General features: G+C 64.8%; 17 protein-coding genes and 1 pseudogene. 9 read left to right on the plus strand and 9 right to left on the minus strand.

Features of this window, described 5'->3' with window-relative positions; translation table 11 throughout:
* Positions 1-137: 137 nt before the first annotated feature.
* Positions 138-899: a sulfite exporter TauE/SafE family protein gene (locus NG697_RS20460; protein ID WP_252615055.1), complete on the plus strand. Its 762-nt coding sequence runs from the start codon at positions 138-140 to the stop codon at positions 897-899.
* Here NG697_RS20460 and NG697_RS20465 read toward each other — a convergent pair.
* Together NG697_RS20465 and NG697_RS20470 are read right to left on the minus strand one after the other, a co-directional pair.
* Positions 877-1,443: a hypothetical protein gene (locus NG697_RS20465; protein ID WP_252615056.1), complete on the minus strand. Its 567-nt coding sequence runs from the start codon at positions 1,441-1,443 to the stop codon at positions 877-879. The two genes, NG697_RS20460 and NG697_RS20465, sit on opposite strands and share 23 nt — an antisense overlap.
* Positions 1,440-1,739, minus strand: coding sequence for a hypothetical protein (locus NG697_RS20470; RefSeq protein ID WP_252615057.1), 300 nt, complete (start codon positions 1,737-1,739; stop codon positions 1,440-1,442). The genes NG697_RS20465 and NG697_RS20470 overlap by 4 nt, the downstream gene beginning before the upstream one ends.
* Before the next feature lie 1,080 nt (positions 1,740-2,819).
* Here NG697_RS20470 and NG697_RS20475 point away from each other — a divergent pair.
* Positions 2,820-3,785 (plus strand): ferritin-like domain-containing protein, encoded by a 966-nt coding sequence (locus NG697_RS20475; RefSeq protein WP_252603913.1) that lies wholly within the window; start codon positions 2,820-2,822, stop codon positions 3,783-3,785.
* Positions 3,786-3,931: 146 nt separating this feature from the next.
* Here the strand turns inward: NG697_RS20475 and NG697_RS20480 are convergent, their stop codons facing one another.
* Entirely contained in the window at positions 3,932-4,768 is an 837-nt protein-coding gene (locus NG697_RS20480) for an alpha/beta fold hydrolase (RefSeq protein WP_252615058.1), read from the minus strand.
* A gap of 269 nt (positions 4,769-5,037) precedes the next feature.
* Between NG697_RS20480 and NG697_RS20485 the strand changes: the two genes are divergently transcribed.
* From NG697_RS20485 to NG697_RS20510, 6 genes are all read left to right on the plus strand, one after another.
* A complete protein-coding gene (locus NG697_RS20485; RefSeq protein ID WP_252615059.1) occupies positions 5,038-5,433 on the plus strand; it encodes a cupredoxin domain-containing protein in 396 nt (131 codons plus the stop codon).
* Positions 5,434-5,483: 50 nt separating this feature from the next.
* Positions 5,484-5,915, plus strand: a complete 432-nt coding sequence (locus NG697_RS20490) for a hypothetical protein (protein ID WP_252615060.1) — start codon at positions 5,484-5,486, stop codon at positions 5,913-5,915.
* A 165-nt stretch (positions 5,916-6,080) separates the two neighbouring features.
* Positions 6,081-6,851 (plus strand): CHRD domain-containing protein, encoded by a 771-nt coding sequence (locus tag NG697_RS20495; protein ID WP_252615061.1) that lies wholly within the window; start codon positions 6,081-6,083, stop codon positions 6,849-6,851.
* 24 nt (positions 6,852-6,875) lie between these two features.
* Positions 6,876-7,583 carry a sortase domain-containing protein gene (locus NG697_RS20500; protein ID WP_252615062.1) on the plus strand — a complete coding sequence of 236 codons (708 nt, stop codon included), beginning with the start codon at positions 6,876-6,878 and terminating at the stop codon, positions 7,581-7,583.
* Between the two features lie 64 nt (positions 7,584-7,647).
* Complete coding sequence (locus tag NG697_RS20505; RefSeq protein ID WP_252615063.1) at positions 7,648-8,292, plus strand: hypothetical protein; 645 nt, start codon at positions 7,648-7,650, stop codon at positions 8,290-8,292.
* Positions 8,293-8,347: 55 nt separating this feature from the next.
* Positions 8,348-8,797 carry a cupredoxin domain-containing protein gene (locus NG697_RS20510; protein ID WP_252615064.1) on the plus strand — a complete coding sequence of 150 codons (450 nt, stop codon included), beginning with the start codon at positions 8,348-8,350 and terminating at the stop codon, positions 8,795-8,797.
* A 234-nt stretch (positions 8,798-9,031) separates the two neighbouring features.
* On the opposite strand, the gene NG697_RS20515 is transcribed toward NG697_RS20510, so the two are convergent.
* The 6 genes from NG697_RS20515 to mobC form a co-directional block, all read right to left on the minus strand.
* Complete coding sequence (locus NG697_RS20515) at positions 9,032-9,202, minus strand: hypothetical protein (RefSeq protein ID WP_252603852.1); 171 nt, start codon at positions 9,200-9,202, stop codon at positions 9,032-9,034.
* Between the two features lie 445 nt (positions 9,203-9,647).
* A complete protein-coding gene (locus NG697_RS20520) occupies positions 9,648-10,133 on the minus strand; it encodes a hypothetical protein (RefSeq protein ID WP_252603855.1) in 486 nt (161 codons plus the stop codon).
* The gene (locus tag NG697_RS20525) at positions 10,130-10,546 is read right to left on the minus strand and encodes an ester cyclase (RefSeq protein WP_252603856.1); all 417 of its coding nucleotides are present in this window, start codon (positions 10,544-10,546) and stop codon (positions 10,130-10,132) included. The genes NG697_RS20520 and NG697_RS20525 overlap by 4 nt, the downstream gene beginning before the upstream one ends.
* 613 nt (positions 10,547-11,159) lie before the next feature.
* Entirely contained in the window at positions 11,160-12,392 is a 1,233-nt protein-coding gene (locus NG697_RS20530; protein ID WP_252603859.1) for a hypothetical protein, read from the minus strand.
* A 29-nt stretch (positions 12,393-12,421) separates the two neighbouring features.
* Complete coding sequence (locus NG697_RS20535; RefSeq protein WP_252615065.1) at positions 12,422-14,053, minus strand: relaxase/mobilization nuclease domain-containing protein; 1,632 nt, start codon at positions 14,051-14,053, stop codon at positions 12,422-12,424.
* Positions 14,050-14,361, minus strand: coding sequence for a plasmid mobilization relaxosome protein MobC (mobC, locus tag NG697_RS21265; protein WP_252603864.1), 312 nt, complete (start codon positions 14,359-14,361; stop codon positions 14,050-14,052). Before mobC ends, NG697_RS20535 begins: the two co-directional genes overlap by 4 nt.
* Before the next feature lie 47 nt (positions 14,362-14,408).
* Between mobC and NG697_RS20545 the strand changes: the two are divergent.
* Positions 14,409-14,641: pseudogene (locus tag NG697_RS20545) on the plus strand (xylulose kinase); the annotation flags it as partial.

The following is a 14,641-nucleotide window of genomic DNA, read 5'->3' on the forward strand; positions in this document are numbered from 1 at the left end:
CCAACGCCGTGACCCGGCGTAACAGCGGTGCCGACCAGAACCTCTACTACCTGGCCCCACCGGCTTAGCGTGACTCTCCCGAGCATTGGTCCTCAAGCCCCGACACAACCGGCACACGCCAGCAATCCCTGGCTCTGGTGTTCCTTGCCGGCGCCATCATCGGTGTCCTGGGCGGCATGATCGGCCTGGGCGGTGCCGAGTTCCGGCTGCCCCTGCTCATCGGGGTCTTCGGCTTCGCCGCACTGCAGGCCATCATCATGAACAAGGCCATGAGCCTGATCGTGGTCATCACTGCCCTGCCGGCTCGCCTCTTCGGCGTCCCCCTTGCAGAGCTCTCGCCCTATTGGTTCATCGTCCTGAACCTCCTGGCAGGCAGCCTCATCGGCGCCTGGATCGGCGCCCACTGGGCTACCCGGCTCAACTCAAAAACGCTTTACCGCGTCATCGCAGTGCTGCTCGTACTGATCGCGGTGCTGCTGTTCCTCACCCACTTCTTCGCGGTGGAGCCCCTCAACGTTCCCGCCGGCCCACGGACCGTGCTCGGAATCGCGGCCGGCCTCATCATCGGCGTCGTGGCCGCCCTGATGGGAGTCGCCGGCGGGGAGCTGCTCATTCCCACGATCGTCCTGCTCTACGGCACCGACATCAAGATCGCCGGAAGCCTCTCCCTGGCCGTCTCACTTCCCACCATGCTCGTCGCGTTCGCCCGCTTCAGCAGAGACAAGAGCTTCTCCGTGCTGGGACAGAACAAACCCTTTCTCGTCGCCATGACGCTGGGCTCCATCACGGGCACCGTGATCGGCGGCCTTCTGCTGGGCGTTGTTCCCAGCCTGGTTCTTATTCCCCTGCTCGTCCTGCTCCTGCTGCTGTCCTCCATCAAAGTCTGGAACCACGACTAAGACCCGCTTCCGTCCGGTGATGACGTGCAGTTCGCTGCCGGGAAGGGCGGCGTGGGTGCGCTGACCGGATCCTTCGAAGGTCCCGGAGCGGGGTGAGCTGTTGGTCTTGCGCGGTGCGGAGATCACTGACGCGTGGGTCACCGTGAGTTCGCTCACGCTCGACGTCCGCCCATGCTGCGTCGCGTTCAACGATTGCGGTAGCCAGATTCCCGCGCAGCGAGCTGGCTTCCTCCCGAATGGTGTCGCGGACATTGCGTGCTTGATCGATTTCGTCCCGAATTTTCGCGAGGTCAGCCTCGGCGCGCTGCGCTCGTGCCGCGTTGTCGTCGGCGCGGGCGACCGCGCCCCGAGCACGTTCGTCTGCTTCGGCCCGCGCGGTAAAAGCCGTCTCGGTCCGCGCATTGGCGTCGTCGCACTCGTGCTCAGCCTCCCCCAGTCGCGTGCGTACGGTCGCCAGCTGCTCGCGCAGCCGGGACAGCTCTGCCTGTGCCTGTGCGTTATGGGCCTCGGCCGCGGCCCGGACGGCGACCAGCTCGGCCGTCACCTGGTCGAGAGTGTGTGTCCGGCCCCCCCCAGCTCGTGCTGAGTGACGGCGAGGGTGGTGTGCTGCTGCTCGGCGAGGTCGGAAGCTTCACTTGCTGCGGCGTCGGCCTCCAGCCGCTCCGCGTTGGCCTGACGTTGGGCTTGCTCGGCGCGGCTGGTTCGGGCGGTTGCGGCGGCGACTTGTGCGGCGGCCTCAGCCGTCACTGATTCGATCTGGGCCTCAACGGCGTCCGGGGCAGCAACGGTCCGCAGGTCCTCTATGAGGGCGGCGAGTTGCTGGCCCAGGTGCTCGACCATCCCGGCGACCGGCCGCTGAGCTCTCCCACGCGCTGGCGCGCAGCGTCAACGGGGCGTTTCTCATCCGGGGCGCTCCGGCTCAGCTCGTCGGCCAGCCGCCGCCGTGCGCGCCAGGCGGCGGTCCGGTTGCCTCCGGAAATCCGCTACGCGATTAGAGTCATAGTAAGGTCACTTAGCATCATTTGACCATAACCAAACTTTTCCGGGCGGCCGGAACCACGTCCGCAAGAATCCCCTTTGGCGGCCGTGCTTTAACGGGTCTTACAGGAGCCTGGTTCCCTGGTGGACGGACACGTTGGCGATCTCCATCACCTCCATCATGGCGGTCCACGTCCCTTCACCCCCGGCACCGGCGCCCCGGGGACCAGTGCCGCGTCAAGGTCTGCCGGCAGCAGCCTCCGGCGACTTGTCGGTGGCGGTAACCAGGGCGTTCCACGGGATCCGGAGCCGGAGGACGTGGCCACCCGCCGGAACCGGCTTGGTTCTTGCAAACGCTCTGCGGGCTTACTCCGCGGCCGGGAGGTTTTCGGTTGACGGACCCTGGAGGACTTCCCCTCCGGCGGTGAAGCGGGAGCCATGCAGCGGACAATCCTTCGACTACCCGGTACCGATGGAGCATGTCACGGCGCTGGCGGGATTTGACTGCAGCGTGTCGTAGAGCTGACTGCGGGGCGAAGACTCCGCCCGCCATGATGAGGAAGCCAACAGGCTGGGGCTGAACCTGATGACCAAATCGTCACCGGACAAAATACGTCGAACAAAGGTTGCCGATGACTTGAGGGTACGGGCCGACGAGGCAGCCAGAGCAGCTCACAATGCCGGGCCGGCGGATGCCATCCCAGCAGACGCGCCGCTACGCGGGCATTACCAAATGATTCTTCGATAGCAGCTACGCGGGCATCTTTGATGACCCCATTAGAGAGACAACGCGCTCCCCTTTCATAACGTTCCCGGGACCGGTATTATGCTCCATATCATGGCCTTTTTGGCCGTGGCGACGAGGGCCGTCGCAGCGCTGGGGTGCGCTAAAGGAATTAATCCTGCCCCCGCCATCTCATTTGAATGGCAGGAGAACGTCCAATGTTTGAACAACGCTTTATTGTTGACGCCATTTCCCGGAGTTCTGAAAACGCGGTGGACCGTCGCCGCTTTTTCCGTGCGGCCGGGCTCAGCGGAATCACGGCCGGTGCCGCGATTGTCGCCGCCGGCGTGGCCACGGCATCGTCCGCTGCGGCGGATGGAGGGGCGCCGAGTGATTCGGCGATCCTGAACTTTGCCCTGAACCTTGAATACCTCGAGGCGGAGTTCTATCTTCGGGCCGTCACCGGCGTGGGATTGGCGGATAAGTTGACCACCGGAACAGGCACGCGGGGCCCCGTCGTCGGCGGCAGGGCAGTGTCCTTTCAGACGCCCCTGATCAAAAAGTACGCCGAAGAGATCGCCGCTGATGAAAAATCCCATGTGGCATTCCTGCGCAGTGCCCTGGGAAGCGCTGCAGTGTCCCGGCCGCGGATCAATCTTAACGACAGCTTCACCGCAGCGGCCCGCGCCGCCGGACTGGTCGGGGCACACGAGAAATTCGATGTCTACGCCAACGAGGTCAACTTCCTTTTCGGCGCCTATATCTTCGAAGACGTCGGCGTCACAGCGTACAAAGGCGCGGCACCGCTGATCAGCAATAAGACCTATCTTGAAGCCGCTGCAGGGCTCCTGGCCGTGGAGGCATACCACGCCGGCATCATCCGCACGACCCTCTACGCCCTGGGAGTCCAGACGCCTTCCATCTACACCACAGCGCAGAAGATTTCGGACGCCCGTGACAGCCTCGACGGCAAGACCGACCTGGATCAGGGCATAGGCACCGCCGCTGTGGCCAACCTCGTTCCCACCGACGCCAACGGACTGGCCTTCAGCCGCACCGCTGCCCAGGTGCTGAACATCGCGTACCTGACTCCCAAGCAGGTCACCTCTGGAGGGTTCTTCCCGGCAGGCGTTAACGGCACCATCAACACCAGCGGCGGCGGCGGCGACGACGACGAGGACTGACGCGGCCGTGAGGCGACGCGTCCGCAGGACCGCTGCCACCTGACTGCCGGGACCCGGCCGATCCGGGACACCCGGCAGCACGTCCTCAGCGCCCCGTCACTGACTCACCTGCAAGCTGTCGGTGACGGGGTCCCGCTGTGTTGAGGCTATTTGGCCAGGAACTGGATGAGGGCTTCGTTCCATTCGTCGGGGTGGCTTACGTTGCATCCGTGCGGGGCTCCGGTGATGACGTGCAGTTCGCTGCCGGGCAGGGTCGCGTGGGTGCGCTGACCGGATCCTTCGAAGGGTACGGTCGCGTCGCCGTCTCCGTGGAGCACGAGTACGGGCACGGTTACTTTGGGCAGGTCGTCACGGAAGTCGGTGCCGCCGAAGGCGGCCATGCACGCGAGGGCTGCTTTTTTGTCCGCCTGCTTGCACAACGCGACGGCGTCCTGGCGCTGTTGTTCGCTGACTTTGAGTTCTCCGTTGACGGAGAAGAACTCGCGGGTGAATCCGTCGTAGAACTCGTCCTCGTCCTTGGTGAGGTCAGCGGCCATCTTTGCGGCCGCCTCCTTGGTCAGGGGCCCTTCGGGGTTGTCGTCGGTCTGCATCATGTAGGGCGGGACCGCGGAGGCGAAGACCACGCTGCGGAGCCGTTCCGTGCCGTAGCGGCTGAAGTAGCGGGCGACTTCGCCGCCGCCCATGGAGAACCCGACCAAGGTGACTTCGTTCAGGTCAAGCTGCTCCAGCAGGACGTGCAGGTCCTCGGTCAGGGTGTCGTACTTGTAGCCGGACCCTGGTTTGTCGCTGCGCCCAAAACCGCGCCGGTCATAGGTGATGACCCGGTATCCGGCTCCCTGCAGGGCCGGTATCTGGGCCTGGAACGCTTCCCCGGACAGCGGCCAGCCGTGAATCATGACCACCGGCCGACCCTGGCCGCCGGTGTCATCCACGTGCAGGTTGGTGTCCTTGAACAATCCGTGATGTGCAGTGATTTCGGTCATGACTCACCCTTCGATGTTTTGGGCCGTGCCGGTTGGAGCCAGCCTACACAGACCATCAGCATGCTGTCTTTCTTAATCGGAGAACTTCCTGCCGGCATCATGACCGCCACTGCAGGTGAGCTCAGCTCACGAATCCTTGGAAACATACAGCCGGGATGCCAGCCGGGCAGTCCGTGAGGGCGGGGGTGACGAATAAGAGTGTGTGGGGTGGTTTCCTGATGGGCGCGCCGTCCGGCGTGTGGAGGACACATCCCTGCGAAGGGATTGTCATGAGAACGATCAACCGTATTCTGGCCCTAGCTGGAACCGTGTCGTTGGCGGCCATCACCGGCTGCGCAGCTCAGGAAGGGGGCTCTTCCGCCCCGCCGCCCGCGACCAACTCCGCTGCCCCATCATCTAATGCTTCGGCGCAGGCCGGCGAGGCAGTCATCACGATCAAGGACTTCGCCTATGAGGTTCCGGCATCGGTGAAGCCAGGGGCGACAGTGACGGTAACGAACGCGGACAGCGCTCCCCATACCCTGACGGCCAAGGATGAGGGCGGATTCGACATCGAGGTCCCAGGCGGGGCAACGGTGATCTTCCAGGCCCCTGATTCCCCGGGTGAGTACGGAATTATTTGCAGCTTCCATCCGCAGATGACCGGAACGCTGGTCGTGAAATGAACCGAGAAATGAGTCGGCCGGAACTAAAATCGCATTCACGGTTTCTGTGGGTGCTGCGTGTCGGTGTCGCGGCGGGCCTGGTGGTCAGTGCCGTGATCCATGTCCAGCTCGCCCCGGGCTATCAGCAGGCCGCGCCGGGCGGCATCGGACAGGGCACGCTATTCCTTGTCCAGGCCGGAGCGGCGGTCCTGGCCGCGATGTTCGTAATGGTCAAGGGCTCCCGGACGGCTTTCGCGGCCGCCGCCGTGGTGGCCCTGTCGTCTTTGGCCGCGGTCATCCTCTACCGGTACGTCCAGGTCCCTGCTATCGGACCGCTGCCCTCAATGTATGAGCCGGTCTGGTACGCGGCCAAAGTTTTATCGGCGGTCGCCGAAGCGGTTGCCGGGGCCCTGGCGGTGGCCGGGTACGCCCTGCTGCACAAGAACCAGTCGGGATCAGGGACGGCTGCCCGGGGCCGCGGCCGCGGCGCTTCGGCTGCTTGAACCAGCCGGATCACGGCTTCCTGAACACCCACGCCTCGCTGGCCTGCGGAAATATGTGACACAATTCACATTCTCACCCGTCCTTTTCTGGTGTTGACTCGAGGAACTGGTGTCCCCTCCCGGGGGCACCAACATCACACGCGCGTGTATGAGGAGATTTTTCCAATGAATAAGTCACTCCGCTATATGGCAGTCCCCACCCTCGCTTTGGCCGCCCTGGCCCTTTCCGGTTCCCCCGCGATGGCCGCGGACCAGTCCTACCAGTCCACCCTGGGCCAACTCAACGGCAGCGCAGGCGCCGGCACCATCACAGTTGATGTCACCGGCAACCAGGCCCATGTTGTCCTGAAAGTTTCGGGAATGCCCGCCACCTTCATGGACGCCCCGTACCCGCACGTCCAGCACATCCACGGCGGCAAGCAGGGCACCTGCCCGGACCCTTCCGCCGATAAGGACGGCGACAAGGTCATCTCCACCACCGAGGGCGATCCGTTCTACGGTCCCATCGTTACCACCCTCTCCACGAGCGGGGACACGAGCCCGGCAGCGGGCCTTGACCTCAAGGTCGGCGGCCAGGGTGCGGCCTACACCGTTGACCGTACGTTCGAACTGAACGCCGAGACCATGGCTTCCCTGAAAGCGGGCACCGCAGTTGTGGTCGTGCACGGCCTGGACCCCGCCACGCTCAGCGCGGCAGGCCAGGCCGCCAAGAGCGACCTTGCACCGACCCTTCCGCTCGCCGCCACTTCCCCCGCCCTGTGCGGGACCCTGAAGGCCGGTCAGATGAAGATGCCGGCAGGCGGGGCTGAGACCGGCGTCACCGCCGAAACCGGCACCGACACCGGAGCCCTCGCTATCGGCGGCGGTTTGGCCCTGATCGCCCTCGCCGGCGGAGCCTACGTTGTCCGCCGCCGCAGCGCCGGATCAGCAGCCTAAGCAAGGGCTGACAGGACCATCGCTGTGACAACCAAGAATCCCGGCCACCGCAGAGGCCCCCTGGCCTCCGCGGCGGCCGGGGTTCTGCTCCTGCTCACCCTGGCCGGCTGCGGCGCAGGAAACAACGGAACGCCCGACGCCGGCTCCCCACCTTCCGCTCCCGCCTCATCTCCGGTAACACCCGGCACGACCGCGGCTCCGACACCGGCTACAGCCACCCCGCCGCCCGCCGCCCCCGTGGCGTCCCCGCCCGCACAGCAGCTTCCGCTGGTGATGGGCGCGTCGGCTCCCGTCACCTTGGCCATTGCCTCGATCGGGGTCCGGACGGACCTTCTCCACCTGGGACTGCGCGAGAACGGCTCCCTGGAAGTACCGGAAGACACCGGTAACGGCACACCCGCCAGCTGGTACAACGACTCCCCCACCCCGGGCGAACGCGGCCCCTCCGTGATCCTCGGTCACGTCAACGCCCTCGGCGGGAACACCGGGGTCTTCGCGGACCTCCAGAAGCTCAAAAACGGCGACGAAATCAACGTGTCCCGAACCGACGGCAGCATCGCCGTGTTCACCGTTGACCGCGGCGCCCTCTACAGCAAGAACGCATTCCCCACCCTCGAGGTCTACGGCAACACCGACGGCGCCGAACTCCGGCTGGTCACCTGCGACGGCTACGACCCCGCCACCGGCCTCTTCGACGACAACTACGTCATCTACGCCACACTCAAAACCTGACAACGGCCGCACAGCCGAAAAGCGGCCGCAAATCCTTAGCGGGAGCGGCCAGGATGGAAGAGCTATGAAACAGCACAAGCCGTTGCTGGCCTCCTTGGCCCTGTCCGCCCTGCTGCTCTCCGGCTGCGCAACAGCGGCCGGATCCGTCACCGCTCCGTCAGCGGTTTCGACGACGGCCCCGTCCGCAGCGTCACCCGGAACCGGTCACACTGACAGCCACGGCGACGGGGACCACGGTGACGGCTCATCATCCCCGGACACACCCAAGGCCGACGGTCCCAGCGACGCTGCCCTGATGGTCTGCGGAGACCAGCCGATGGACAGGCTCACCTCCATCCTGGACCTGAAGGAGGACCCGCACACCATCAATACCTGGGCCAACAGCACCTTCACCTGCACCTACCACCTGGACGAGGGGGCACTGGTGATCTCTGTTCAGGAGGCAGCGGACAAGGCATCTGCACTGAAATATTTCAACGCGATGCAGGCCCTCGCGAAGGACGCCACACCCATCGAAGGCCTCGCGAACCTCGGCTTCCCGGCCTACGAAACCGCCGACGGGTCAGCGGTGTTCCAAAAAGACGCCTTCGTCCTGCACGTGGACGCCACCGACCTGCCCGCCACCCTGGGACCGGAGAACATCACCAGGAACGCCCTGGCCTACCAGCTCTCCACCACCATCCTGGCCTGCTGGGTCGAACACCCCTGATCCGCTTATGCGCAAACAAAGGCACCAACCGACGGCACCCATGAAAGGTTCACCCATGAAAGCAAACACCAGAACCGGTAGCGCGCTCGGACTCGCGGCCGCGGCAGTCGTGCTGGTTTTATCCGGCTGCGGGACCCCCGGCACCTCCGGGTCCGGCACAACAGCCAACCCCACACAGGCAGAACAATTCCCCTCAGCTCCTGCCGCCACCACAGAACCTGCTCCCTCAACCTCCGGCCCCGGCTCAACACCAGCGGCGGCCCCGGCGAAAATACTGATCAAGGGCTTCAAATACCAGGGCGCGGAAACCGTGAGCCCCGGAGCGACGGTCAGTGTGACCAACGAAGACACCGAAGCGCACACCATCACCGCTGACACCGGTGACGCGTTCGACGCCAACATCCAAGTCGGCACCGGCACCTTCACCGCACCCGTCGAACCCGGGACCTACCCCTACCACTGCAACTTCCACGGCAACATGAAAGGCACCCTCACCGTGAAATAACACCCCGGCAGAAGGACGCAGTACACCGGGAACGAAGTGGGGTCTGGAACGGAGATATTCGTTTCTTCGTTACCGGCACGTGCGTCCCGAAGGGTCTGCGCTCGTCTTCCCGGATCGAGGTTTCCCTGGCCCGGTTGCCTTCCACGCGGCAACTCACCGATGCGGGGACCGGCACATGGGCGGGTCTCGGGCATGCCCAACGGTATCCCCAGGTGGTCCTACAAACCCCAGGGCTTATCCGCGCTTTCCGGGCTGCGTTGCATCGAAGAACCGCAATTCCTCGCTGTTTTGGCCCGTACCCACGCCCGTTTCTTTCTCGCGGATAAAATCCAGATCCTCACGGGAAAGCAGCATCTGGCCGTGCCCGTCGACGTCGACGTGCCCCGCGGAATTTTGCTTGATCATGGCAGTGACAGTGCGCGGCACCATCACGCCTCCCGGATTATCCAGGAGCCACTGGCGCGTCTCTGAATCAAGTCGGTCCCATGATTTTGTCAATCTGACTTGAGCCCACTTTGGTGGGAAATCGCAGCTTGATCGGGGCCGCCATGAACCAGGTCGCGGAGGCGGTGGGGCCCCGGAATGTGACCGTTCCGTTACGCCGATCCCGGCAGGGCGCCGGGTACTCGAAATCAGGGGACCGGCCGCCGCCTGCTGCCAGCCAGGAACACCCCATGATCCCGGGACCCTTATGGATGGACCGGGCTCCTGCCCCCTCTCAGGAGGTGGGCAATCGCTGCCTCACCGGCGTGTTGCCGGGAACCGGATTCCCGGGTTTTCTGCGCCCGGCCAGAAATCCGGAAGAAGGCTTGGACGCTCGGAGGTGCAACGGGGAAGTCTGCCCGTTGGGTCAAAGCGGGCGGGAGGCGGCCGGGTCCAGGGTGTGCAGCGCGGCGCCGGTCACGATGCCGTAGGCCAGGTGCGGGATGATGTCGCTGGCCCAGTCCGCGGGAGACCAGGTGCGGGGATCGGTAATTCCGAGAACGGTCATAGGGCCGTTGCTGCCGATCAGTGCGCCGGCCGCCGCAGTCAGTGACGAACCGAGGAGTCCGGGCCGGTATCCGGCCTCCCGGACAAGGCCGAGGACCGCGCCGACGCCGACGCCGACGACAAGTCCTGTCAGCGGGCCGAGCCCGGCTAACCGGTTCGTGCGTTCTTCCTCGGTGCCCGGGATCTTGACCCCTGTGACGTCGGCCAGTTTTTCGACGGTGGCCTCGGGTGTGCTGCTGGCGGGGCGGGCACGCCAGACCATGTCCAGGTAGGTGAGGGTGTTCAGGGCTGTGGTCCCGGCGGCGCCTGCTGCGGCCCCGGTGGCCAGTGCGCGGACGATTTTCATGGCTGCGGGGACAGCCCGAGTTGGGTGAGCATGCCCAGCTGGTCGCTGCTGCCCCAGCGCTCGACGAGTTTGCCGTCTTCGAAGCGTCCGATCTGCATGCCCCGGATTTTGAAGCTCCTGCCGGTGGGCGGGTGGCCCATCAGCGGCCCCTGATGTGTCCCGGTGATCGTGTAGGCGAACGCGACGTCGACGTCGGTGGCTGTGAGGTGTTCGACGTCGAGGTGCAGATCCGGAAAAGAAGAGCGCAACCCTGTGAACAGGTCCTTGAATCCCTGCGGGCCCGGTCCTTGTCCCGGTGCCGGGTCGTGGTCGACACAGCCGGCCGCGACGACGTCGTCGAATTCTTCGAGTTTGCCGCTGTTTACAGCGGCGCCGAAGCGCTCCTGGGCGTGGATATTGGCGTCCCTGGTCATGAATCCTCCGTTTATGGTTGTTAGGCCGGTCCGTGCGGAACGGTCCTTGTTGTCATCTGTCATCGTGCGCGCTGGTCTGCCCGGGAGCAAGGGCAGTGGGATCGGGTTCGGCCGGGCCTGCCTGGGTCCGGGACTCCAGGCCGGCGGGTCCGCCGCCACCCTGGACAGCCACCGGCACGCCCGCAAGACCCGGACACGGCACACGCGGCCGCGACCCCCGCCGGCACAAGGCTGCCTGAACCGCGCCAGTGCAACTCCCCGGGCCAAGATGGATAGGCCCGGCTTGAGCGCACGGCAAACACAGCCAGTCCGTACTTCGTGGTGGGTGCTGGGGGCTACTTGTTGCGTTGGTGGCAGTCACTCTGGTCACGGATTGGGACCGGCTGCGAGATCCACTGCTTAAAGGCACCCCAGCCTCAGGCCTCAGGTAACGCCGGCGATTGCCGTTTCATGACATGAGTACCTCGCCAGACCAAAATCCAAGGGTCGGAAGCAAGGACTGCAAGTGACCACCCTCGCACATACTCCATCGGTCCTCCTCGCGGAGTCGTGGATGATGTCCGCAACGTACGGTGCAATGTTCCAGGTGAACCGCTCTTTGTGGATAAATGTTTTAGCGGGACAGGCCGTTCTTGCTCCTCTCAGAGCCCACTGTTGCCTCTGTGCTCGACCTTCTGGCCTTGGTGGCGCCCTTGCCCATAGTCACCGCTGCGCTGGGGTGTGTGCCCTCGCTGCGAGCTGCCGCGAGGCGTCCGCGTATCTGGGTCTCATTCGCGCCGCTGTTTTCTAGGGACTCAGCGAATTTTTCGTGGTGTTCGGCCGAGCCGTAGTCGGCGGCTGACGTGCTTTCTGCTTTGAGGCCCTGGTCTTTGAGCCGACTGCTTTCGTTGCCGGTGACGCGGTTCTCGATTTCGCGGCCGACGCCTTCCATGCGGGCAAAGAGTTCCTTTTCCGCGCGTTCGTACCGCTGCTCCACGGGCGTCCGCTCGGAGCCTTTGAAACCGCCCTCGGCCAGGAGCTTGGCCTCGTGCATCTCCTTGGCAGCCTTCACGAACTCGGGATCCTCGAAGTGCGAGTCGCCGGCACCGTTGACGTTCGCGGTGGTCTCTTTCCGCAGCTGGTCCATGTCGGGACCGTTGATGCCGTCCTTGCCGATGAGGAACATGCGTTCCTTCACGATGGCGTCCGCTGCCTCTACCGCTGTGGGGGTCTTCGCGGTGTGCGCGGTCTGCAATGCCTGGGCCAGCTCGGGGTTGGCCAGGTACTCCACGGGCACCTGGTGACGCTCCATTTCCGGTGCCAGCTTCGCGGCCTGTGCGCGGAGTTCTTCCGCGCGGGCTGCTGCGAGCAGCTGCATGGCCTTCTCGTGTTCGGCGGTGGCCTTGCGCGTCTCTTCCTGGCTGCGCGCCAGTTCGTCCTGCCGGGCCTTCTCGGTGGTGATCGCCTGAATACCTGACTCCAGGTAGGCGGCGTCTGTGCCGACGTCGTGGGTGTCGATCCCGTACCGCGTCAGGACCTCCTGACGGATCTTTTCCGACGCTGCCAGCGCGGCCGGGTCGTGGTCCTTCCAGCCTTCGGCGACGGCGTGTGCCGTAGCAATGTCGTTTGGCTGTGCCTTGTCCCACCACTGGTCCTTCTCGACGGGCGCCAGTGCTGCGTGGGCGGCGCTTCGTTCGGCGGCGAGACGGGCCTGGGCTTCGTGCGCCACCTGGGCGTCTTGGTGTTCCTGGTGCCGCTGGGATTCCTGCCGCCGCCGGGCCAGGGTCTCGGCAATACGGGAGGCGATCATCAGCGACTGCCGCAGCCCGCCGTCCAGGACATCATCCATTCCATCTGATTCACTCATGCTGTTCCCCTTGCAGTTGGTGGTGGTCTTTATCGGTCGAGGCCCGGCCCGGAGTCGCGTCGGCTGAGTTGGTAGGTCATGGCCGGTGTTGGCGTTGATGGCACCACTGATCCCGGACGGATGGGCACCATGCCACGCCTGGCAATATCAATCGCCCTGGGCGGCACTGCTGACTCCGTGGCTTGCTGCTGCCCGGCACCCACCGGGACAGCCTTCGGCATGGTTCCGGTGAACGGAGCCAGCTGGTGCTCGACCACTGAGCGGATGCGTTGCGCTTCACGGGTCCGCCCAGATTGGGCGTGCATTTCGTAGACGGCAAAGGCGGTGTTGATCAGCTGCACCATGAGTGCCGTTTGCGCCGCCGTCTTGTTCTTGCTCGATGCGGCCATGAACAACATGGCGGTACCGGCAATGGAGGGCAGCGCGACGGGTTTGCTGTGCTGTCGTGGTGCGCGCAACTGCGCCGTGCGGGACAGTTCAGCAGCGGTGGCCGCCAGTGGCCCGGGCGTCGGTTCGAGCCGGTAAGACCATGCCGCGAACGCTCCGGAAACTTCCCGTGCGGCCTTCGCCCAGGTTGCGTGATCGTCACGCGGGATGGTGCGTAGCTGGTCTGCCAGGGCGGTGGCGTTACGGGTGTATTCCACCCATGCTTCTGCCGGTGGCGTTGCGTTCTCGGGACCGGTCTTGGAGACCGTGCGCTTGTTGCGTGCCGCCGCGTTCCACTCGGCTGCAGCATCGGTCGCCAGGTGTGGTGAGTCCATCCATTCTTCACGGAGGGCACCGAGTTTCAGGTCAGAGGCGAGGGTGCCGCCTCCGAACCAAATAGGACGCTCCCCCTGGGTGGGGCGTTCGGCTACCGAGTACCCAACAATGACGTCGGTGGTGTTCTTGGCGTAGCGGGGACGGACGAGCATTCCGGTGTCGCGGGCCCGGCGTACGAACTCCGCTTCGGTTGCCGAGGCGCTGGCGCTGGCGCGTACTTTCCGTGCCAGTGATGACCTGTGCATTTCGCGGTCATCCCTGACGGCGGTGGCCTTCTCGGCCCGGTCGTATCCACGGGTGGCGTGCACCATGGAGAGCTGTTCCAGACCGTACTTGACCTCAAGCTCGCGGCAGGTCTGCTGTGCACGCTTGTAGTCAGCATGCGTGGATGCTTTGGTGCCGTCCTCGCGGACAAGAGACACTGCCAGGTGGATGTGGTGGTTCCCGTTTTCGGACGTGCCGTGGTTCACCGCGGCCCACCGGCACCGTGCTTTGCCGCTGGCTTCGGTGAAGCCCATAGAGTCAACGAAGTCGTTGGCGATATCGCCCCACTGCTGGTCCGTCAGTGCACCCTCTTCGGCGCGCAGGCTGAGGGAGCAGTGCCACACGCTGGCATCCTTGTACCCGACGTGCACGCGCTCCTTCTTCGCCGCGTCCCACTCCATGTCCTTGATCTGAACCGAGACACCGAACATCTTGCGCGGCCGGTCCAGATGCTTGGCAATGGCCAGGGCATCGTCGCGGTCCAGCACACCGTCGTCGTACCACGCCATGATGGCAGCGTCACCGGCAACAAGGTGCGGATCCTGGTGGGCGTTCTTGGTCTTGTTCGCATCGGTCGATGCCAGGTAAACCATGAGCCCGCCCATACGTGAACCGCGAGTGATGTTCGGAATCATCCCTGCATCAGCCCGTCAATGGCGTCGTCAATGCGCATGGCTACAGTGCGAATGTGCTTCAGCGCTTCGCGGGCTTCAACAGGGAACTCGCTGGTGGCGTTCGCCTGCCGTGCGAGCTGGTTGATGTTGTTGGACGAACGGGCCAGGAGATTGTGCAGGGACATCAGTTCCGCTGCAATGGCGCGGCGTTCGGTCGGTGAATCGGAGTGCTCCGACAGCGCGGACGAAATCAGCAGGTTCGGAACGGTGACCTTCTCGCGCTCAGCCCTGGCGACGAGCGCCGCTTCTTCCTCCACAGTGACCCACACGTCACGGCGCTAGCCCTGAATGACCAGATCGATGAGGAAAATAGTCAATGAGCGTTGTCATCGGAGTGGATTCCTCCACCCAGTCCTGCAAAGTCCTCGCTGTGGACGCCCAGAGCGGGGACGTCATTTCTTCCGGGGCGGCTGCCCACCCGGACCGCACATCGGTGGACCCGCAGGTCTGGACCTCCGCCTTGCGTGAAGCATGGCAGGCAGCCGGCGCGGACCGCCTGGGTGGCTCCGTCGCCGCCGTCAGCGTTGCCGCCCAGCAGCATGGAATGGT

The sequence above is a fragment of the Pseudarthrobacter raffinosi genome (assembly GCF_023913835.1).
GTDB lineage: Bacteria > Actinomycetota > Actinomycetes > Actinomycetales > Micrococcaceae > Arthrobacter > Arthrobacter raffinosi.